Raw genomic sequence first — 20,357 nt, forward strand, 5'->3', positions numbered from 1 at the left:
CATCGAGTCGTGTGCCTGAGCGCGCGCCATGGCGCACTGTCAGGCACACGACTCGGGGTCGATTAACCTTGGGGCCGTGTTCACCTCACTCTCCGACCGCCTGACAGCCACCTTCAAGAACCTCCGGGGCAAGGGGCGGCTGTCCGAGTCCGACGTCAACGCGACCGTGCGCGACATCCGGCTCGCGCTGCTCGACGCCGACGTCTCGCTGCCGGTGGTCAAGAAGTTCACCGCGGCGGTGCGCGAGCGCGCGCTCGGTGCCGAGGTGTCCGGCGCCCTCAACCCGGCCCAGCAGGTCGTCAAGATCGTCAACGAGGAGCTCGTCGGCATCCTCGGTGGGGCCACGCGCACGATCCGGTTCGCCAAGAACCCGCCCACCGTGATCATGCTCGCGGGTCTGCAGGGTGCCGGTAAGACCACGCTGGCCGGCAAGCTCGCCGCGTGGCTCAAGGAGCAGGGCCACACCCCGATCCTCGTGGCGGCCGACCTCCAGCGCCCGAACGCCGTGACCCAGCTCGAGGTCGTCGGCCAGCGCGCCGGAGTGCCGGTGTTCGCGCCCGAGCGCGGCAACATCGGCGGCCACGACGCCGTCGGCCCGACGGGGGAAGGGACCCGGTCGTTCGGCGACCCCGTCGACGTCTCCCGCGCCGGCATCGAGCAGGCCCGCCGCTCCCAGCACGACGTCGTCATCGTCGACACCGCCGGCCGCCTGGCCGTCGACGCGAACCTCATGCAGCAGGCCGCCGACATCCGCGCCGCGATCTCGCCCGACGAGGTGCTGTTCGTCATCGACGCGATGATCGGCCAGGCCGCGGTCGAGACCGCCCTCGCCTTCCAGGAGGGGGTCGACTTCACCGGGGTCGTGCTCTCCAAGCTCGACGGTGACGCCCGTGGTGGTGCGGCCCTCTCGGTGGCATCGGTCACCGGCCGGCCGATCATGTTCGCCAGCACCGGCGAGGGCGTGAAGGACTTCGAGGTCTTCCACCCCGACCGGATGGCGTCGCGGATCCTCGACATGGGTGACGTGCTCACGCTCATCGAGCAGGCGGAGAAGGCCTTCGACGCCCGCCAGGCCGAGGAGATGCACCGCAAGTTCCTCGCCGAGGAGGACTTCACCTTCGACGACTTCCTCCAGCAGATGTCGGCCCTCAAGAAGATGGGCGGCATGAAGGCGATGCTCGGCATGATGCCGGGCATGGGCCAGATGAAGGCCCAGCTCGACAACCTCGACCCGCGCGAGTTCGACCGGATCGAGGCGATGGTGCGGTCGATGACGCCGTTCGAGCGCACGCACTCCAAGCAGATCAACGGATCCCGTCGGCTGCGCATCGCCAAGGGCTCGGGCGTCGAGGTGTCCGAGGTCAACGCCCTGCTCGAGCGGTTCACCGAGGCGCAGAAGATGATGAAGCAGCTCGCCCGCGGTGGCGGCCTCCCCGGGATGCCGGGCATGCCCGGCATGGGTGGTGGCAAGAAGGGCCGCCAGCAGCAGCCGCAGCGCAAGAAGTCGAAGTCCGGCAACCCCGCCAAGCGCGCCGCCGAGGAGCGGGCCGCGGCCGAGAGGGCGTCCGCACCCAGGACTGGCGGCGGGTCGGCCTTCGGCGCCGGAGCCGGGAACGGCGGCATACCTGCTGACCTCGACCCGAACGAGCTGCCCGCAGGCTTCGAGAAGTTCCTCGGCAGGTGAACGCCGCAGCGCCGCTGCACACCATCTCGGTCGGCACCGCCGGACCGCGGATCGCCTTCCTCCACGGGCTCTTCGGGCAGGGCCGCAACTGGTCGCAGATCGCCAAGGCACTCGCGGGCCCGGCTGGCACAGGTGCCCGCAGCACCCTCGTCGACCTGCCGGACCACGGTCGCTCGCCGTGGTCGCAGGAGTTCTCCTTCGAGGGGTATGCCGCGGCCGTCGCCGACACGTTGCGTGGCATCGACGACTCGACGCCCTGGGTGGTGGTCGGGCACTCGCTCGGGGGCAAGACCGCGATGCTGCTGGCGCTGCAACACCCCGAGCTGGTGTCGCGGCTCGTCGTGGTCGACATCGCTCCGAAGAGCTATGGGAGCCTCGAGCGGTTCAGCGGCTACATCGACGAGATGCAGCGGCTGCCACTGGGCGAGCTGACCAACCGGGCCGACGCGGAGGCCCGGTTCGAGGAGCCGAACGCCGGGGTGAAGGCGTTCCTGCTGCAGAACCTGCGGCGGGACGGCGACTCGTGGCGCTGGCAGGCGAACCTCGAGCTGTTCGCGGCAGACGCGGCGAAGGGCACCGGCTCGGTGATCGCTGCCTGGCCAGACACCACCGGTCTCGAGCCGTTTCCCCGCAAGGTCCTCTGGGTCGCCGGGTCGGAGTCGAGCTACATCACCGACGAGGACCTGACGCCGATGCGAGCGCTCTTCCCGAAGGTGCGCCAGCTCACCGTGAGGGGAGCCACGCACTGGGTGCACACGGACGCGCCCGACGTGATGGTCGAGGCGCTGCGCCGGTTCGCCCACGTCGACCGGTAGCCCTTCCGTCCGGAGCCGCCCGCCGCGACACTCGGCACCTGAGTGGAGCTGAGGAGTTCGGGCCGTGGGTGCCCGCCATGCTGCGTGGCCGGAGGGTCGTCGGGCCGGACAGCCCGTTCGCCTCCGATGCCGGCATGGAGCGGATGCTGGCCGATGCCGGGGCAGTCGACCTCCGGACGGTACGTCCGCTTCACCGTGGGAGTCGCCTGCTAGCCCCAGCCGCTCTAGGGTCGGCGCATGGCAACGGTGCTGCACCTGCAGGGTGAGGTCCTGGTCGGGCCGCAGGACGTGCGTCCCGAGGCGTGGGTGGTCGGGGGACGGCTCACCTTCGAGCGCCCGACGGCGCCGGACGCTGACGTGCAGACCCTCCGCGGGTACGTCCTGCCCGGCCTGGTCGACGCGCACTGTCACGTCGGGCTGGACGCCCACGGGGCGGTCGACGACGCCACCGCCGAGGCTCAGGCCCTCGCCGACCGCGAAGCGGGCACGTTGCTGATCCGCGACGCCGGATCGCCCGCTGACACCCGCTGGATCGACCAGCGGGACGACCTGCCCAAGGTGATCCGGGCCGGGCGGCACATCGCCCGGACGCGCCGCTACATCCGCAACTTCGCCCACGAGATCGAGCCCGACCAGCTCGTGGAGCGGGTGCGGATCGAGGCGAGGGCCGGTGACGGCTGGGTCAAGCTGGTGGGGGACTGGATCGACCGCGAAGCCGGTGACCTCACGCCGTGCTGGCCGGTCGATGTCCTCACCGACGCCATCGCCGCGGCCCACGAGGAGGGTGCCCGCGTCACTGCGCACTGCTTCGGCGAGGCCTCGCTCTACGACTTCGCTGCGGCGGGCACCGACTGCATCGAGCACGCGACCGGGCTGGAGGACGAGACCATCGCGCAGTTCGCCGAGCAGCAGATCGCGATCGTGCCGACCCTGGTCAACATCGCGACCTTCCCCGCGCTGGCCGAGCCCGCGAAGGAGAAGTTCCCCGACTACCACCGCCGGATGGTGGCCCTGCACGAACGGCGCTACGCCACCATCGGGGCGGCCCGCGACGCCGGCATCCCCATCTACCTCGGCACCGACGCCGGCGGCTCGCTGCGGCACGGGTTGGTGGCGGACGAGGCGCTCGAGCTCACCCGCGCCGGCCTGTCCACCGAGGAGGCCCTGCACGCGGCCACGTGGGGTGCCCGCGCCTGGCTCGGGCGCCCGGGCCTCGAGGAAGGCGCCGACGCCGACCTGGTCGTCTACGCAGCCGACCCGCGTCTCGAGATCCGCGCCCTCACGGCCCCGAGCACATCGTCCTGCGCGGCACCACGGTCTGAGGTATGACGGGTCAGGCGGGGTCGGCGGCGAGCTCGCGACCCGGGTGGACGGGCTCCGGGGCGAGGTTCGACTCGGCGCGGTGGGCCCGCACCGAGTAGGCGACGGCGGCGGCCCACACGGCGTAGATGACCGCGTAGACGACCCAGCGGGTGCCGGCCGACGCGTCGACCCAGTCCGACTTGAGCAGGGTGCGGGAGTTGGTGATGACGATGATGCCGCCGACCGCCGAGCCGAGGACGCGCGGCGGGATGTGGCGCACCAGCCAGGCGGCGATCGGGGCCGCCACCAGGCCCCCGATCAGGAGCGCGCCGACCCAGGCGAAGTTGATGCCCTGCGAGCCCAGCGCGATGAGGAATCCGAGACTGGCCGCGACGGAGACGAGGAACTCACTCGTGTCGATCGAACCGATCACCTTGCGCGGCTCGAGCCGGCCGCTGGCGAGGATGGCCGGGGTGCCGACCGGTCCCCACCCTCCGCCGCCGGTGGCGTCGACGAAACCGGCGAACAGGCCAAGGGGAGCGAGGAACCGCTTGCGCAGCGGCTGACCGAGGCGGTCCTTGCGCAGCCCCCGGACCGTGAACCGGGCGAGCACGTAGACCCCGAGGGCCAGCAGGATCAGCGACATCACCGGGGCGGCGACGGACGTGTCGAGGCTCGACAGGAAGGTCGCTCCGGCGAACGCGCCGACCGCTCCGGGGAAGCCGATCTTGGCCACCACGCTCCAGTTGACGTTGCCGAACTTCCAGTGCGAGGCACCCGAGGCGAGCGTCGTGCCGATCTCGGCCAGGTGCACCGTGGCGGACGCTGCCGCCGGGTTCGCGCCGATGGCGAGCAGCAGGGTCGTGGACGTCACGCCGTAGGCCATGCCGAGGCTGCCGTCGACGAGCTGGGCGCCGAGGCCCACGAGGGCGAGGAGGACGAGCTTGCGCATGGGAGGGCCTTCGCGTGAGAGGTATTCCGATCTGACTGGTAGGAGTTTTGATGCCAGCCTGCTTATGGGTCAAGTAACACCCTGTTATGTCTCGGATGCTGGATGCCCGCCCACGACAGGCTGGATGCAGTGACAGCGAGCGGGTGCGACACAATGCGCTCGTGGACATCTCGGCACGCACGGAGTACGCGGTCCGGGCCATGCTCATCCTGGCGGAGGCGGCGACGACGGCCGCGGGTCCGGTGAGTGTCGAGACGCTGTCCTACCGGCAGACCCTGCCGCGTAAGTTCCTCGAGGCGATCGTGGCCGACCTGCGCACCGCCGGGTTGGTGAAGAGCACCCGCGGCGCCCGGGGTGGCTACTCGCTGGCCCGCGAGCCCCGCGACATCTCGCTCGGCGAGGTGTTCCGCGCCGTGGACGGGCCGCTCGCGGAGGTGCGCGGCCTGCGGCCGCACGAGACCGCATACGAGGGCGTGGCGACGCACCTGCCCACCGTGTGGGTGGCCGTGCGCGCGAGCCTGCGCTCGGTGCTCGACGAGACCAGCCTGGCCGACGTGCTCTCCGGTGAGCTCCCCGAGCGGGTGGCGACCCTCGCGGCGGACCCCGACGCGTGGCGGAGCCGATGAGCGACGAGGCTCACGAGGTCGGGCCGGGCATCGACCCCGACGACCTCGCCACGGCGCTGCGCGTCCTCGAGCAGCTGCCGGGACTCGACGCGGACCACCCCGACATCCAGACCGTCAAACGGGCGACCGGCCGGATGTACAAGCAGGTCCGCAAGGCGCGGCGCCGCGAGGCGCGCCAACCGCAGATCGACCACGACGAGGCGATCCTCGCGCAGACCGCCACCGGTTCACCGATGCGCATCGACGACGAGACCAAGGGGATCCCCCTGGTGTCGACGACCCGCGGCGCGCACGCCGGCGAGCTGCTCAAGCCGCGTGGCTGCTACATCTGCAAGACCGAGTACACCCTCGTCGACGCGTTCTACCACTGGCTCTGCCCGGACTGCGCGGCGATGAGCCACGCCAAGCGCGAGCAGCGCACCGACCTCACCGGCAAGCGCGCCCTGCTCACCGGCGGCCGGGCGAAGATCGGGATGTACATCGCGCTGCTCCTCCTGCGCGACGGCGCGCACCTGACCATCACGACACGGTTCCCCCACGACGCGGCGAGACGCTTTGCGGCGCAACAGGACTCGGCGGACTGGATCGACCGGCTCAAGGTCGTCGGCATCGACCTGCGCGACCCCACCCAGGTCGTCGCGCTCGCCGACGAGGTCGCCGCGGCCGGGCCGCTCGACATCCTCATCAACAACGCCGCGCAGACCGTGCGGCGCTCGCCGGGGGCCTACTCACACCTCGTGGACGGCGAGGCGGTCCCGCTCGAGGGCGACGTCGCCTACCCCGAGCTGGTCACGTTCGACCGGATCAGTGACGCCCACCCGGCCAACCTGCTCGGCACGCTCGAGGAGCACAAGGTCGCGCACCACGAGGGCGAGTCCGAGCGGGAGGCGGCGCTCGCCCTGGCGCAGCGGTCGGCCGCGTCGATGACCTCGATGGCACTGTCCGCGGGACACGCCAGCCTCGACGCACACCTCGCAGGCACGGCGGTCGACGCCGGCGGCCTGCTCCCCGACACGCAGGTCAACAACTCGTGGACCCAGAAGGTCGAGGAGGTCGACCCGCTCGAGCTCCTCGAGGTGCAGCTGTGCAACGCGACCGCGCCGTTCATCCTGGTGTCCCGCCTGCGCCCGGCCATGCGCGCAGCGGTCGCGGCAGGCGCGCGCCGCGCCTATGTCGTCAACGTCTCCGCGATGGAGGGCCAGTTCTCCCGCCGTTACAAGGGATCCGGCCACCCGCACACCAACATGGCCAAGGCCGCACTCAACATGCTGACCCGCACCAGCGCCGGCGAGATGTTCGAGACCGACCGGATCCTGATGACGGCGGTCGACACCGGGTGGATCACCGACGAGCGCCCGCACCACGAGAAGCTGCGGATCGCGGCGGAGGGCTGGCACGCGCCGCTCGACCTGGTCGACGGTGCGGCCCGTGTCTATGACCCCATCGTCCGTGGCGAGGCCGGCGAGGACGTCTACGGCTGCTTCGTCAAGGACTTCGAACCCAGCCCCTGGTGAGCCGCGAGATGGACCAGCTGACCGCCTATCTCCTCGACGCCTTCGGGCTCGGGCGGGACGCCGGCCCGGCGCGGCTCACCCCGGTCGCCCGGGGTGCCGAGGGTCGGGTCAGCCTGCTGGAGGTGGGCGACCGCCGGTATGCCGTGAAGCAACCCTTCGCGGTGAACGCGGGCTTCACGGACCTCGCCACGGCGGAAGCGGTGGCGCGGCGCAAGGCCGCCCACCTCGAAGCCTTCGCCCGCGCGGGGATCGCCGTCCCGGAAGCCCTGCCGGACCGTGCGGGTCGCTTCCTCGCCGCGGTGCCGGAGGAGCTCGGTGGGGGACTGGTGCGGCTCACCACCTGGGTGGACGGGGCGGCACCACGCTCGGACTTCGTCCCCGGCCTCCACGCCGAACAGCTCGGCACGCTGGTCGGCCGGCTGCACGCCGCCGCCCCGGACAGCGACGACCCGATCGGCCCCTGGTACCGGACCGTGCCGCCCGCGCAGACCTGGGCGGACCTCGTGAGCCGCGGCCACGGGCAGCCCTGGCTGGCCGAGCTCGAGCCACGGCTGGGCGAGATCGAGGTGCTCGGTGCCGTCGTGCGGGACGCCCCCGAGCCGGTGCCGCCGTTCGTGGTCGGGCACCGCGACCTGCACCCCGACAACGTCCTGCTGGCCGACGACGACCGGCTGGTCCCCGTGGACTGGGAGGACATCGGACCGGTCCTGCCGGACCGCGAGCTGGCCAAGGTGCTCGCGCAGTGGCACGTCGACGGCGACGAGGTCGATGCCTCCGCCGTCCGTCGCACCGTCCAGGCCTACCGCGCAGCCGGTGGCACGGGCGCGGTGCGGGGACCGGAGTCGTTCACGATGCTGCTCAGTGGCGAGCTCAACTTCCTGGCCGAGCAGGTCGGCAAGACCCTCGACCCGGCGCTCGACGACGACCACCGGGCGCACGCGTCGGCCGAGGTGCACGAGTGCCTGCTGTGGCTGCCGACGGCGCGGGTCCTCGGACGCGTGCTCGAGCTGGCGTCCGACCGCTGACCGCGCGTGGTCGGGGGAGGCTCCAGCGTCTGGCAGAATGGTCGGCTGTACCCGTCCAGGCACGGGCTCCGACTGCACGGTCATCGACGGTGCGATCCGGGGCCACCTGGCTGGAACGCCTACACCGAGTTCCGGCACCCCGCGCGAAAACTGCGCGGTCTCGCCGCGCTCACAACCTGAACAAGGAGTGACCACACACGTGGCCGTCAAGATCCGTCTGAAGCGCATGGGCAAGATCCGTGCACCGTTCTACCGCGTCGTCGTCATGGACTCGCGCGCCAAGCGCGATGGCCGGGCCATCGAGGAGATCGGCAAGTACCACCCCACCGAGGAGCCCTCGCTCATCGACATCAACTCGGAGCGGGCGCAGTACTGGCTGGGCCAGGGTGCGCAGCCGACCGAGGCGGTCGCGGCGCTGCTCAAGGTGACCGGCGACTGGCAGAAGTACAAGGGCGAGCCCGGCACCGAGGGCACCCTCAAGGTCAAGGAAGCCAAGCCGTCCAAGAAGGACCTGTACGACGCGGCCATCGCGGCGGCGGGCAAGACCGAGGCCGGCACCGACGGGGCCACCACCCCGAAGAAGCGCGCGGCCAAGAAGGCCGACGAGGCTCCCAAGGCCGACGAGGCCAAGGCTGACGAGCCCAAGGCTGACGAGGCGCCCGTGGCTGCTGACACCGACTCCGGCGGTGCCTCCGCCCAGGGTGTCGACGCCGACGCCGACAGCGCCGCCAAGGCCGAGACCGAGGAGGCCCCCGCGGCCGCCGAGGCCGACGCCGCGGACAAGGCCTGAGCGTGCTGGAAGAGGCGCTCGAGCACCTCGTCAAGGGCATCGTCGACCACAAGGACGAGGTTGCCGTGCGACGCAAGGAGCTCCGCCGTGGTGAGGTGCTCGAGGTCCGGGTGCACCCCGACGACCTCGGCCGCGTGATCGGTCGCTCCGGTCGCACCGCGAGCGCCCTGCGCACCGTCATGGGTGCGCTGGCCGGCGGCCAGAACGTCCGCGTCGACATCGTCGACACCGACAAGGTCCGCTGAGCGCGCACCACCTGCACGACGAGAAGGGCCGCCGGGCTTCCGGCGGCCCTTCTCTCGTCCGGCGGTGTGCCGTCTGACGACGCCGGTCACCGCGACCCCGCCGACCCTGAGAGGATCACCCCATGCCTGCCGACTCCAGACTGCTCGTCGCGCGCATCGGCAAGCCGCACGGCCTGCGCGGTGAGGTGACGGTGCAGACGCACACCGACGACCCCGAGGCCCGGTTCGCGCCAGGTGTCAGCTACGCCACCGAGGCCGCGCCGGGCTCCGGCGTGCCCCGGGCCCTGACGCTGCGGACCGCCCGCCTGCACCAGAAGACCTGGCTGCTCGGCTTCGAGGAGATCCCCGACCGGACCGGCGCCGAGTCGCTGCGTGGGACGCGCCTGTTCATCGATGCCGAGGCTGCCGCCGAGTCGACCGACGATGACGACGAGGGCTGGTACGAGGACGAGCTGGTCGGGCTGGCCGCCGTTGACCCGGCCGGGGCCACCCTCGGGGAGGTGACCGGCCTGCGGACGGGGTCGGCCCAGGACCAGCTGGTGCTGCGGCTGACCGGTGGCGCGGAGGCGCTGGTGCCGTTCGTCGAGGCGATCGTGCCGGAGGTCGACGTCGAGGGTGGCCGCGTCGTCGTCGATGCCCCGCCGGGCCTCCTCGAGCTCAACGCCGACTGACGGCTGGTCGCCCATGATCCTCGACGTCGTCTCGATCTTCCCCGACTACCTCGCGCCGCTGGACCTCTCGCTGATCGGCAAGGCCCGCCGTGACGGGTTGCTCGACCTGAGGGTGCACGACCTGCGCGACTTCGCCCACGACCGGCACCACTCGGTCGACGACACCCCCTACGGCGGCGGCGCCGGCATGGTGATGAAGCCGCAGCCGTGGGCGGAGGCACTCGCGCACGTGGTCGCCTCGGGTGCCGACGGTGCCCGTCCGCGGCTGGTCGTCCCCGGTCCGGGAGGTATGCCGTTCACGCAGGCCATGGCCCGCGAGCTCGCCGAGGAGCCGTGGCTGGCCTTCGCCTGCGGACGCTACGAAGGGATCGACGAGCGGGTCTACGAGCACGCCGCGCAGGACCTCGGGCTCGAGGTCTCGGTCGTCTCGCTCGGTGACTACGTCCTCAACGGGGGAGAGGTCGCCGTGCTGGCCATGGTCGAGGCGGTGGCCAGGCTGCTGCCCGGCGTCATCGGCAACGCCGAGTCCCTCGTCGAGGAGTCCCACGAGGACGGCCTGCTGGAGTACCCCGTCTACACCAAGCCGGCGTCCTGGGAGTCCGGCTCCGGGGTGACCCGGGCGGTGCCGCCCGTGCTGCTGTCCGGCGACCACGGGGCGATCGCGAGCTGGCGGCACCAGCAGCGGCTGGAGCGCACCGCGGCGCGGCGACCCGACCTGCTGCACCCGTCCTCCGCCCTGACGGTGGACGACCTGCCGGTGTCTCTGGCCCAACCGTCCGACGCCGCCGAGCTGATGACCCTGCAGCGCGCCTGCTGGGTGAGCGAGGCGCGGGCCAACGACACCCACGACATCCCGCCCTTGCTCGAGTCGGCCGAGGAGGTCGCCGCCGGCCTGCGGGAGTGGCAGACCTGGGTGGTGCGCGCGGGCGGGCGCCTGGTTGCGTCGGTGCGCACCCGCTCGAAGCCCGGCGACGCGACGGTCTGGCAGATCAGCCGGCTCATGGTCGCCCCCGACCTCCAGGGTCGTGGCCTGGGCCGGGCCCTGCTCGCCCATGCCGAGGCGCAGGCGCCGGCGGGCACGGCGGCATACTGGCTCAACGCCGGGGCACGCAGCGAGCGGAACCTGCGCACCTACCGCAAGGCCGGCTACCGCGTGCAGCCCGGCGAGGGCGCCCACCCGGGCACCGTCGACCTGCTCAAGCCGCGCCGCTGACCCGCTCGCTGGCGTAGAGCCGGTAGAGGCAGTAGGCGGCCACGGCGCAGAGTAGGTGCCAGGCGGCGTGACCCTGCACCAGCGACTGCGGCTGGCAGAACGACGAGCCGTCCTTGGCGAGGTTCCAGATGGCGAAGGCCAGCGCCAGGGCACCCGCCGACGCGAAGCCCCACCCGACCTGCCGGCTCGCGCCGCCGCGACGCCAGAGCACCGCCTCACCGGCGAGCGCGACGAGCAGCAAGAGGCCGAACGCGAGGTTGGCCGCGATGTCGACCATGGGGACGTGACCGGGGACCCGCTCGACGACTTCGCAGACCCCCACGGCGGCGATGAACAGCACTGCGAAGAACGCGGTGCCCCGCCCGAGGACCCGCGTCACGGCATACGCCGAGGCGAAGCCCGCGACCAGGTACATGCTCAGCAGGTCGAGGTGCCCACCCAGTGCGCTCTGGGTCGCGTGCATCGCCGCACTCGCCGGCCCGAGCAGGACCACGACGACGCCGTAGGCCGACGCGAGCCGCGGGTTCGCGGCGATCGTCGTGCGGGGGTGACCGGCCCGCCAACCGATCGCCAGTCCGGCGAGCACGAAACCCGCGTTGCTGAACGTGTTGGCGGGCTGGAGGACGTCGCCGTCGCGGGCGGCCTCGCAGAACCGGTCACCACGACCGACGTCGGGGCCCAGCCAGCCGTGGACGACCGCGAGCCACAGCATGCCCACCGAGGCCACGGCCACGACGCAGGCGAGCACGAACGGGCGCAGGTCTCGCGCGCGTGCGGTCACCACGGCTAGTCGACCAGCGTGGTGGCGAGGTCGGCGGGGAGGAGCAACCGCCCGGCAGTGAGGTGCTCGGCCACCAGGACGGTCACGGTCTGGGCGGCCATGATCCCGAAGAGCACCAGCACCTGGGCCGTGGCCGCCTGCTGGGGTGTGCCACCGCCCAGCATCACGCCGATGAAGGCGCCGGGGAGCGTGACGACACCGGTGGTCTTCACCTGGTCGAGGCCGGGCAGGAGGGCCTCGGGGGCGCGGCGGTGCACGATCTCGCGGATCGCCTGGCGGGGAAGCAGGCCGAGGGAGAGGCAGGCTTCGTACTGGCTGTGCTCCTCACGCAGCGCAGCGAAGGCGCGCCGGCCGACCAGCGTGTGCGCGGTCATGGCATTGCCGACGATGATGCCGGCGACGGGGATCACCGCGATCCCCTCGGGCGGGATGGTGCGGGTGGCCAGCACGATGGCCAGCACCGGCAGCACACCGGCTGCCATCGCCAGCGCGGCCCAGCTCCACGCGCGGGGCGCCTCGACTCGCCGCGAGGTGGTGAGCACGCCCATCGCGAACATGCCACAGACCAGCACCACCGACCACAGCAGGCTGTCGACGACCGTGGCGATGAGCAGCGCCGCGACGCCGAGCTGGGCGATCGCCCGCACGGCCGCGACGAGCACCGGCCGCTCCAACCCGTAGCCGGCCAGCCGGTGTGCCCCGAGGGCCAGGAGCAGCAGGAGGAGCAGCGCCAGGGCGACGGGCCAGCCCGGGTCGATGCTCACCCCGTCACCGTAGGCCGTGGTGCCGACGGCGGCAGGTCGACCTCCCGACGAGAAAGGGATTGCTTCTCGGGAGGATCTTCTGTATCGTTTTACTGAAACGTTCTAGTAGATCGATGCAGAAGGAGGTCCCGAGCATGGGCAGCGTCACCCTCAAGTCCGTCGCGGAGGCCGCCGGGGTCTCCGTCTCCACCGTCTCTAACGCCTACAACAAGCCCGACCAGCTCTCCGCCGAGGTGCGCCTGCGGATCCTCGAGACCGCCAAGGAGCTCGGGTATGCCGGCCCCAACCCGGCCGCCCGCAGCCTGCGGTCCCAGCGGGCCCGCGCCATCGGCCTGGTCTTCACCGAGCGGCTCAGCTACGCGTTCTCCGACCCCTACTCCGTCGGGATGCTGGCCGGCCTGGCCGAGGTCGCCGAGCAGTTCCAGACCGGCCTGCTGCTCATCCCGCTGAGCCCGTTCGACCCCGAGCGCCCGGAGCAGGTCGAGGCCAGCGCCGAGGCGATGCGTGCGGCGGTCATCGACGGGGTGCTGGCCTACTGCCTCGACATCGACCACCCCGCCCGCGAGATCGCCCTCGACCGAGGGTTGCGGATGGTCGCCACGGACGACCAGGACCCACGGATGGACGGGCTCGTCCTGATCGACGAGCGCGGCGCCGCCCGGCAGGTGGGCGAGCACATCCGGCGGCTGGGCCACCGCAGCGTCGGCATCGTGGTCGACAGCAAGGTCGACCAGGCGCAGGTCGTCGAGGTGGACGACGTCGAGCACCGCACGATGTCGTTCTCGTGGGCCCGGTACGACGGTTTCCGCGAAGGCCTCGGCCCCGACGTCCGGGTGCAGACCGTCGCACCTCCCGGGCACAACTCGGTCGAGGCCGGGCGTGCGGCCGGAGCCCACCTGCTCGACCAGCGGGACCGTCCCAGCGCGATCATCGCGGTGAGCGACGTGCTCGCCCTCGGCGTGCTCGACGCGATGCGCCAGCGCGGGCTGGAGCCCGGTCGCGACGTCTCGCTCTGCGGTTTCGACGACGTGCCCGCCGCGGCCGACGCAGGCCTGACCACGGTGCGCCAGCCGATCGCCGAGCGGGGCCGGATCGCCGGACGGATGCTGCTCGACCCCGACTACACCGAGCGCCGGATCGTGCTCCCCACCGAGCTCGTCGTGCGGTCCAGCACCGGACCCGCCACGACCCCACAGACGCGCTGACGAACCCGTCGGCGTCCCACGCAAGACCCATCGCACCCTGCGATCACATCACCGAGAGGAGAAGGACATGAGCGACTACATCGCCCTCACCATCAACAGCAACGCAGGCGCCTCGCTGGCCCGGTCGGCCCGCCCGGACGCCCCCGTCGTGGACGACGGCTTCACCACCCGTCCGTCTCGCCGGGCCGTGCGCAGCTCGTTCGCGACCACGTTGCGCACCGCGGCCGCGGCCCAGCGCCGCTGGGCGGACCGGATCGACCCGGCCTGCGCGCCCGTCCGCGCCTGACCGGGCCCGCCGCAACCTGAGCACCCCGCTGGGGTGCGCGGGTTGCGGAAGCCGGGCGGCCGGCATACCCACCGGAGCCTGTGCACCCTGCGGGGCGCTCAGGCAGCAGGAGCTCGGGGCGCGACGATTTCTGTCGAGGCGGCGGGGCGTGGCAGAATGGCTCCTCGCGCCCGCGTGACCAGCGGCCCCTGCCACAGGGGGAGTGACCGGGCAGTGCCCGGCCACGTGGTCGGCCACGCACACGGCGCACCGACATCAGCAGCACCACCCAACACCTTGGGCGACCTGTGGCGCCGAGAAGAAAGCGAATCCGTCATGCAGCGTTTCGACGAGCTCGACAAGGCCTCCCTCCGCGAGGACGTCCCCGCCTTCCGCGCCGGTGACACGGTCAACGTCCACGTCAAGGTGGTCGAGGGCACGCGCTCGCGCGTCCAGGTCTTCAAGGGCGTCGTGATCCGTCGCCACGGTGGTGGCATCGGCGAGACCTTCACGGTCCGCAAGGTGTCCTTCGGCGTCGGCGTGGAGCGCACCTTCCCGCTGCACACCCCGATCATCGACCACATCGAGGTCGTCACCCGCGGTGACGTCCGTCGCGCGAAGCTCTACTACCTGCGCGACCTGCGCGGCAAGGCCGCCAAGATCAAGGAGAAGCGCGAGACGGTCCCCGCCAAGTAGCGGCGAATCATCTCCCCCTCAGCGCGTCCCGGTGCTCGTCGCCGTGCCACTGAGGGTTAGGCTCCGGATGCGATGAACCCCGGACCGACAGCACCTCAGCAGGACCCACCCGCCGCGCCACCCGAGACCGACGCGGCGGTCGGGTCCGAACGCCCCAGGAGTGGCCCATCGTGGCTGCTGCTGGCCGGCATCGCCCTGCTGGTCATGCTGCTGGTCCGGGGTTTCGTCGTGCAGTCCTTCTACGTGCCGTCGGGGTCGATGGAGCCCACCATCGAGCCGGGGGACCGGATCCTGGTCAACAAGCTCGTGGGCGGCGACTCCATCCAGCGTGGCGACGTCGTCGTCTTCGACGGCACGACGAGCTTCGCGGCCGCGGACCTCACCCCGCACCAGGATGACGGCGCGATCGGCAAGGCCCTCGCGGGTGCCGCGAACGCGGTCGGGATCCACCTGGGCGAGCAGGACTTCGTCAAGCGCGTGATCGGGCTGCCGGGCGACCACGTGGTGTGCTGCGACGCGGCCGGCAAGCTCACCGTCAACGGCCAGGCCGTCGACGAGAAGTACCTGATGCCCGGCGACGAGCCGAGCACGCTGAAGTTCGACATCACCGTGCCCGCCGGGCGGCTCTGGGTGATGGGCGACCACCGCAGCGACAGCGCCGACTCCCGCGCCCACCTCGGCGACCCGGGCGGCGGCACGGTGCGGCTCTCCGACGTCATCGGACGGGCCAGCGCGACCTACTGGCCACTGTCTCGCCTGGGTGGTTTCGACCGGCCGGACACGGTGGCCGACCTCCCGCGGGCGAGTGCGCCGTGAGCGGCCCCACCCGCGGTGGCGACGGCACCTGGCTGAGGTACGAGGCCGAGCGGCCCGAGAGCCCGCAGGCCCTCGAGCCCGGCGCCGAGGAGCACCAGGACCAGGCCGCCACCACCGACTCGGCCTGGCTGCGCCACGGCCTGCCTGAGCAGGACGCCGCACCCGCCGCAGGTCCGACGCACGACCCGGTCTGGCTCGCGCCCGACGTGCACGTCGACCAGCCCGCGCCGACGGCCGAGGAGGGGGACGACACCGGGGTCCCCCCGACGATCGTGGCGCAGGCCGAGGAGTCCACCCCGCCGCACGTCTCGTCCGAGACGCGCCCGCTGCCCGCCGAGGCGGCCGGATCGGAGCAGGCCGACGACGTCGCACGAGCCGACCAGGCCGGCGACGCACCCGCTGACGCACCCGCTGACTCCGCCGAGGACGTCTCCACCGAGGACGACTCCACCGAGGACGACTCCGAAGGGCCGCGGTCCGGGCGCCGAGGCCGCGACGAGGAGACCGTCGGTGGGTTGGCCGTGCTGGGCGCAGCGGTCAAGGAGTTCGCGATCGTGGTGGGGATGGCCCTGGTGCTCTCCTTCATCGTGAAGACCTGGCTGCTCCAGGCGTTCTACATCCCGTCCGGGTCGATGGAGGACACCCTCGTCCTCAACGACCGCGTCATCGTCAGCAAGCTCACCCCCGGACCGGTCGACCTCAAGCGCGGCGACATCATCGTCTTCGCGGACCCCGGAGAGTGGCTCGACGAGGTCCCCGCGGCCAAGAAGGGACCAGTGGCCACCGCCGTCACCGAGACCCTGACCTTCGTCGGGCTGCTCCCCGACAACTCCGAGAACCACCTGATCAAGCGGGTCATCGGCCTGCCGGGCGACCACGTCGTCTGCTGCGACGAGGGCGGCCGGATCACGATCAACGGCACCGCCATCAAGGAGCCCTACCTCAAGCCCGGAGACGCGGCGAGCGAGCAGGACTTCGACATCACCGTCCCGAACGGCAGGGTGTGGGTGATGGGTGACCACCGCTCCAACTCGGCCGACTCCCGGGCCCACGACGGACCCGAGAACGACGGCAGCCAGGGTTCGGTCGACGAGCGGCTCATCGTCGGCCGGGCGGTTGCCCTGGTCTGGCCGCTGGACCACCTCACCTGGTTGTCGAACCCCACCGCGACCTTTGCCCAGGTGCCCGCGCCGTCGGGCGACGACGCCCCGAAGGGGAGCGGGCCCGGCACCGGTGGTTCCGACGGGCAGGGCGGTGGCGAGGTGGGCGGCACCGACGACGAGCCCGGGCCGGGCTGACGATGCCCCCGCCCCCGCCTGCGCCCGTGCGCAACCGCAAGCCCAGCCTCCGGGTCGAGCGCCAGCTGCAGCGTGACGGACACCGCGTGCTCGCCGGCATGGACGAGGTCGGCCGCGGTGCCCTCGCTGGTCCGGTGACCGTCGGTGTGGTGCTCATCGACGAGACCTGCCGCAGTGCCCCGACCGGCGTCAAGGACTCCAAGCTCCTCACGCCCGCCGCGCGCGTGGCGATGGTCCCGCGGATCCGTCGTTGGGCGACGGCCTACGCCGTCGGCCACGCCTCGCCGCGCGAGATCGACGAGATCGGCATCATCGCCGCGCTCCGGCTCGCCGGGTGCCGGGCACTGGCCGCCGTCGACATCGTGCCCGACCTCGTCATCCTCGACGGCAACCACGACTGGCTGACCGCGCCCGAGGACGTCGGGCTGTTCGCGTTCACGGAGGCGTCCGCGCCGGTCACCCCACCGGTGACGACGATGATCAAGGCCGACCTCAAGTGCTCCTCCGTCGCGGCCGCGTCGGTGCTCGCGAAGGTGGAGCGCGACGGCCTGATGGTCGGCATGGCACCGGACCACCCGGCATACGGCTGGGACGAGAACAAGGGGTATGCGGCGCCGGAGCACCTCGCGGCGCTCGAGGCCCACGGGGCGACGGAGCTGCACCGGCGCTCGTGGCGGCTGCCCGGAGTGACGATGGATGATGGGGCTGTTCGGCAGGGTGAGCAACCGGAGATGAGCACGCGATGAGTTCAGAGGACCTCGAGAAGTACGAGTCGGAGATGGAGCTCCAGCTCTATCGCGAGTACCGCGACGTGGTGGGCCTGTTCTCCCACGTGGTCGAGACCGAGCGACGCTTCTACCTGTGCAACTCGGTCGACGTGAAGGTGCGATCCGACGGGGGTGAGGTCTACTTCGACGTCACGATGCAGGACGCGTGGGTGTGGGACATCTACCGGCCTGCCCGGTTCGCCAAGCAGGTGCGAGTGGTGACGTTCAAGGACGTGAACGTCGAAGAGCTCGCGAAGGCCGACCTCGAGCTGCCGAAGGACCAGGGCTTCTAGCCGCGACCGCGTCGCCGGTGCCGAGCCGGTGCCGTAGCGGTGCCGTCACCGCGCTCCTCGTCCCCAGCCCGGCTCGCGCCGGTGGCCTGTCCACAGGGATCTTCGTCGTCGCTGTCCGGCGGCGCGTCCGGGGGCTTGGCTGGGCCTCATGCCGGAGACGACCGATCCACGCAGGGCCCTGGGGGAGTATGGCGAGCGGCTGGCCGAGCGCTACCTCACCGAGCGTGGGCTGAGCGTCGTCGACCGCAACTGGCGGTGCGCCCGTGGCGAGATCGACCTCGTGGCCCGGGACGGCGACTGCCTCGTCTTCTGTGAGGTGAAGACCCGCCGGACCGAGCGGTTCGGGTCACCCGTGGAGGCCGTGCACTGGCGCAAGGCCAAACGACTGCGACGACTGGCCGCGGCCTGGCTGCAAGAGCACGACGAGCGACCGGCCCGCATCCGGATCGACGTGATCGGGATCCTCAGACCGGTCCGGGGCAAGGCTGTGGTGCGCCACGTGCAGGGGGTCGGGGCGTGAGCTTCGGCCGGACGAGGTCGGTCACGCTCGAAGGGCTCAGCGGCACCGTCGTCGACGTCGAGGCGCACCTGTCGGGCGGGCTGCCGGCGTTCATGCTCGGTGGCCTGCCCGACACCGCCTGCGCGCAGTCGCCGAACCGGGTCAAGGCCGCCGCAGCCAGCATCGGCCATCCGCTGGCGCAGCAGCGGATCACGGTCAACCTCTCACCGGCGTCGATCCACAAGAACGGCAGTGGCTTCGACCTGCCGAAACCGTAGAATTGGCATATGAGCAGAACGCAGCAGCAGGCCCCCGTACGGGCCGCGATCTACGCACGCATCAGCCGCGACAGGGCGGGTGAGCGGGCGGGTGTCGAGCAGCAGGAGCGGGAGTGCCGAGCCCTCGCTGAGCGGCTCGGCTGGGAGGTCGTGGCGGTCTACGTCGACAACGACATCAGCGCGTACAAGGGCAAGCCGCGCCCGCAGTACCGGGCCATGCTCGACGCCGTGCGCCGCGGTGACGTGGGCGGACTCGTCGCTTGGCATACAGACCGGCTCCACCGCCGCCTGGTCGACCTCGAGGAGCTGGTGACGCTCGCCGAGACCAAGCACGTCGAGATCCGCACCGTCACCGCCGGGGACGTCGACCTGAGCACCGCCGGCGGTCGGATGAACGCCCGCATCCTCGCGGCGGTCGCCCAGCAGGAGGTCGAGCACCTTCGAGAGCGTGTGCAGGCCAAGAGGAAGACCATGCTGGAGGCCGGCGCCTACCGCGGCGGCAAGAGGCCCTTCGGCTACCGCAAGGGCGGCATGGTGGTGCGGCCTCGGGAGGCCGAGGTGGTAGCCCGCGCCAGCCGCGACGTGCTGGCCGGACGCTCGCTCAAGGGGATCGCCCGAGAGCTGAACCAGCAGCGCGTCCGCACGAGCAGTGGAGCGGAGTGGACGTCGTTGAGCCTCCGCGACGTGCTCATCCGCCCTCGCAACGCCGGGCTGATCCACACCGGCAAGGCGTCGGTGCCGACAGCCGAGCTGACCATCGTCGGACGAGCCCAGTGGCCCGCGCTGGTCGACGAGGACACCTGGCGGGCCGTCCACGCGCTCCTCACGGCCCCCAGCCGTCGCCACCCGAACCACAAGACGGACCCGTCGTGGCTGCTCTCGGGCATCGCCCGCTGCGGAGCCACCGGTCCCGAGGGCCAGCCGTGCGGCGGCGTCATCCGCGCCACCTCCATCGGCGCAACCCCGAGCCGCCCGAACATCACGCCGACGGCTCACTACCGCTGCGCCGAGTTCGCGCACCTGACGGTCCTGGTGCCCAAGACCGACGACTACGTCCGCCAGGTCGTGGCGGAGATGGTCCGGGATGCCCGCGTGCTGGCCCTGCTGAGCCCGTCAGGCGACGACGGGCGCATGGAGCGGGGTCGTGAGCGCCGAGCCGTCCTAGTGCGACAGATCGAGCAGACGGAGGCTGACTACGACGCCGACCTGATCGACGCCCGGCGGTTCAAGGCCAAGACCGACCGCATCAGGGTCGAGCTCGAGGAGGTCGAGACCCTGCTGGCCGAGGGGACCAGGGCCGGCGTCGCGCTGCCCATCGTGGGCGCTCGCGACCCGGGCCAGGCCTTCCTCGACGCACCTCTGGACGTCCAGCGGCAGGTGCTTCGCACGGTGCTCGGCGTCCAGATCATGCCCGCCGCCTACCGCGGCGCTGCCTGGAGCAGCGACCGGCTGGCGCTGTCGCGGGTGGGGGAGCGGTGAAGGGTGCGAGCCAAGCCGACCTCGACTGGTGGCTCGACCTGGCTCCCACCCTGCAGTGGACGTTCGCGAGCACCATGCCCGGCGTCCCGCACTGGTACGTGGTGCGTGGTCGGACGCCCGGGCTCTCCCCGGAGGACTTCGAGCGGGCAGTGCGGGTGACCCGCACCTTCGGGGAGCCTGGCAAGTTCTACGCCCGCACGAACCTCTACCTCTTCACCCGCGACCGGCGGCTGTGGTTCTGGACGATGGGCGCTCCCATCGAAGAGACGACGATCATCAACGTCGCCACGACTCACAAGGTGTACGGCGAGCAGGCCAACTTCGACGAGGACGTGCTGGGGAGACTCCGCATGCAGCCGGAGTAGCTCTCTCCACCTGC

General features: G+C 71.8%; 23 protein-coding genes and 1 pseudogene. 21 read left to right on the forward strand and 3 right to left on the reverse strand.

Going from position 1 to position 20,357, the window contains the following annotated elements:
- The first annotated feature begins 76 nt into the window (after positions 1 to 76).
- The 3 genes and pseudogenes from ffh (at position 77) to BLQ34_RS01955 (ending at position 3,821) form a co-directional block, all read left to right on the forward strand.
- A complete protein-coding gene (gene ffh / locus BLQ34_RS01945) occupies positions 77 to 1,684 on the forward strand; it encodes a signal recognition particle protein (protein WP_091780769.1) in 1,608 nt (535 codons plus the stop codon).
- Positions 1,681 to 2,499, forward strand: coding sequence for an alpha/beta fold hydrolase (locus BLQ34_RS01950; RefSeq protein WP_091780772.1), 819 nt, complete (start codon positions 1,681 to 1,683; stop codon positions 2,497 to 2,499). Before ffh ends, BLQ34_RS01950 begins: the two co-directional genes overlap by 4 nt.
- Before the next feature lie 237 nt (positions 2,500 to 2,736).
- Positions 2,737 to 3,821: pseudogene (locus tag BLQ34_RS01955) on the forward strand (amidohydrolase family protein).
- Positions 3,822 to 3,832: 11 nt separating this feature from the next.
- Here the strand turns inward: BLQ34_RS01955 and BLQ34_RS01960 are convergent.
- Complete coding sequence (locus tag BLQ34_RS01960; RefSeq protein WP_091780775.1) at positions 3,833 to 4,753, reverse strand: sulfite exporter TauE/SafE family protein; 921 nt, start codon at positions 4,751 to 4,753, stop codon at positions 3,833 to 3,835.
- Between the two features lie 161 nt (positions 4,754 to 4,914).
- Here BLQ34_RS01960 and BLQ34_RS01965 point away from each other — a divergent pair, with 161 nt between their 5' ends.
- The 7 genes from BLQ34_RS01965 (at position 4,915) to trmD (ending at position 10,837) form a co-directional block, all read left to right on the forward strand.
- Positions 4,915 to 5,379, forward strand: coding sequence for an RrF2 family transcriptional regulator (locus BLQ34_RS01965; RefSeq protein WP_091780778.1), 465 nt, complete (start codon positions 4,915 to 4,917; stop codon positions 5,377 to 5,379).
- Complete coding sequence (locus BLQ34_RS01970; protein WP_091789084.1) at positions 5,376 to 6,893, forward strand: SDR family NAD(P)-dependent oxidoreductase; 1,518 nt, start codon at positions 5,376 to 5,378, stop codon at positions 6,891 to 6,893. Before BLQ34_RS01965 ends, BLQ34_RS01970 begins: the two co-directional genes overlap by 4 nt.
- Positions 6,890 to 7,918: a phosphotransferase enzyme family protein gene (locus BLQ34_RS01975; protein ID WP_091780782.1), complete on the forward strand. Its 1,029-nt coding sequence runs from the start codon at positions 6,890 to 6,892 to the stop codon at positions 7,916 to 7,918. The genes BLQ34_RS01970 and BLQ34_RS01975 overlap by 4 nt, the downstream gene beginning before the upstream one ends.
- Before the next feature lie 199 nt (positions 7,919 to 8,117).
- The gene (gene rpsP, locus BLQ34_RS01980) at positions 8,118 to 8,708 is read left to right on the forward strand and encodes a 30S ribosomal protein S16 (protein ID WP_091780785.1); all 591 of its coding nucleotides are present in this window, start codon (positions 8,118 to 8,120) and stop codon (positions 8,706 to 8,708) included.
- Positions 8,709 to 8,710: 2 nt separating this feature from the next.
- Complete coding sequence (locus tag BLQ34_RS01985) at positions 8,711 to 8,953, forward strand: RNA-binding protein (RefSeq protein ID WP_091780788.1); 243 nt, start codon at positions 8,711 to 8,713, stop codon at positions 8,951 to 8,953.
- A gap of 122 nt (positions 8,954 to 9,075) precedes the next feature.
- Complete coding sequence (gene rimM / locus BLQ34_RS01990) at positions 9,076 to 9,624, forward strand: ribosome maturation factor RimM (protein ID WP_091780791.1); 549 nt, start codon at positions 9,076 to 9,078, stop codon at positions 9,622 to 9,624.
- A 13-nt stretch (positions 9,625 to 9,637) separates the two neighbouring features.
- Complete coding sequence (gene trmD / locus BLQ34_RS01995) at positions 9,638 to 10,837, forward strand: tRNA (guanosine(37)-N1)-methyltransferase TrmD (protein ID WP_091780794.1); 1,200 nt, start codon at positions 9,638 to 9,640, stop codon at positions 10,835 to 10,837.
- Here trmD and BLQ34_RS02000 read toward each other — a convergent pair.
- Both BLQ34_RS02000 and BLQ34_RS02005 read right to left on the reverse strand, forming a co-directional pair.
- Positions 10,821 to 11,618 (reverse strand): ceramidase domain-containing protein, encoded by a 798-nt coding sequence (locus BLQ34_RS02000; protein WP_231961395.1) that lies wholly within the window; start codon positions 11,616 to 11,618, stop codon positions 10,821 to 10,823. The two genes, trmD and BLQ34_RS02000, sit on opposite strands and share 17 nt — an antisense overlap.
- A 5-nt stretch (positions 11,619 to 11,623) precedes the next feature.
- Positions 11,624 to 12,382 carry an ABC transporter permease gene (locus BLQ34_RS02005; protein WP_091780797.1) on the reverse strand — a complete coding sequence of 253 codons (759 nt, stop codon included), beginning with the start codon at positions 12,380 to 12,382 and terminating at the stop codon, positions 11,624 to 11,626.
- Between the two features lie 113 nt (positions 12,383 to 12,495).
- Between BLQ34_RS02005 and BLQ34_RS02010 the strand changes: the two genes are divergently transcribed.
- From BLQ34_RS02010 to BLQ34_RS02060, 11 genes are all read left to right on the forward strand, one after another.
- Complete coding sequence (locus tag BLQ34_RS02010; RefSeq protein WP_197674755.1) at positions 12,496 to 13,587, forward strand: LacI family DNA-binding transcriptional regulator; 1,092 nt, start codon at positions 12,496 to 12,498, stop codon at positions 13,585 to 13,587.
- Positions 13,588 to 13,654: 67 nt separating this feature from the next.
- Complete coding sequence (locus BLQ34_RS02015) at positions 13,655 to 13,873, forward strand: hypothetical protein (protein WP_091780800.1); 219 nt, start codon at positions 13,655 to 13,657, stop codon at positions 13,871 to 13,873.
- Positions 13,874 to 14,188: 315 nt separating this feature from the next.
- Positions 14,189 to 14,548, forward strand: coding sequence for a 50S ribosomal protein L19 (gene rplS, locus BLQ34_RS02020; protein ID WP_091780803.1), 360 nt, complete (start codon positions 14,189 to 14,191; stop codon positions 14,546 to 14,548).
- Between the two features lie 72 nt (positions 14,549 to 14,620).
- Positions 14,621 to 15,364 carry a signal peptidase I gene (gene lepB / locus BLQ34_RS02025; RefSeq protein WP_091780806.1) on the forward strand — a complete coding sequence of 248 codons (744 nt, stop codon included), beginning with the start codon at positions 14,621 to 14,623 and terminating at the stop codon, positions 15,362 to 15,364.
- A complete protein-coding gene (lepB, locus tag BLQ34_RS19460) occupies positions 15,361 to 16,662 on the forward strand; it encodes a signal peptidase I (RefSeq protein WP_331712518.1) in 1,302 nt (433 codons plus the stop codon). The genes lepB (BLQ34_RS02025) and lepB (BLQ34_RS19460) overlap by 4 nt, the downstream gene beginning before the upstream one ends.
- A 2-nt stretch (positions 16,663 to 16,664) precedes the next feature.
- Positions 16,665 to 17,408 (forward strand): ribonuclease HII, encoded by a 744-nt coding sequence (locus BLQ34_RS02035; RefSeq protein ID WP_091780809.1) that lies wholly within the window; start codon positions 16,665 to 16,667, stop codon positions 17,406 to 17,408.
- Positions 17,405 to 17,722: a DUF2469 domain-containing protein gene (locus BLQ34_RS02040; protein WP_091780812.1), complete on the forward strand. Its 318-nt coding sequence runs from the start codon at positions 17,405 to 17,407 to the stop codon at positions 17,720 to 17,722. The genes BLQ34_RS02035 and BLQ34_RS02040 overlap by 4 nt, the downstream gene beginning before the upstream one ends.
- Positions 17,723 to 17,870: 148 nt before the next feature.
- Positions 17,871 to 18,242, forward strand: coding sequence for a YraN family protein (locus BLQ34_RS02045; protein WP_091780814.1), 372 nt, complete (start codon positions 17,871 to 17,873; stop codon positions 18,240 to 18,242).
- The gene (locus BLQ34_RS02050) at positions 18,239 to 18,499 is read left to right on the forward strand and encodes a magnesium chelatase domain-containing protein (RefSeq protein ID WP_091780817.1); all 261 of its coding nucleotides are present in this window, start codon (positions 18,239 to 18,241) and stop codon (positions 18,497 to 18,499) included. The genes BLQ34_RS02045 and BLQ34_RS02050 overlap by 4 nt, the downstream gene beginning before the upstream one ends.
- Positions 18,500 to 18,508: 9 nt before the next feature.
- A complete protein-coding gene (locus BLQ34_RS02055) occupies positions 18,509 to 19,978 on the forward strand; it encodes a recombinase family protein (protein ID WP_091780820.1) in 1,470 nt (489 codons plus the stop codon).
- Complete coding sequence (locus BLQ34_RS02060; RefSeq protein ID WP_197674756.1) at positions 19,975 to 20,343, forward strand: hypothetical protein; 369 nt, start codon at positions 19,975 to 19,977, stop codon at positions 20,341 to 20,343. Before BLQ34_RS02055 ends, BLQ34_RS02060 begins: the two co-directional genes overlap by 4 nt.
- Positions 20,344 to 20,357: the final 14 nt, after the last annotated feature.

This window comes from Pedococcus dokdonensis (genome assembly GCF_900104525.1).
GTDB lineage: Bacteria > Actinomycetota > Actinomycetes > Actinomycetales > Dermatophilaceae > Pedococcus > Pedococcus dokdonensis.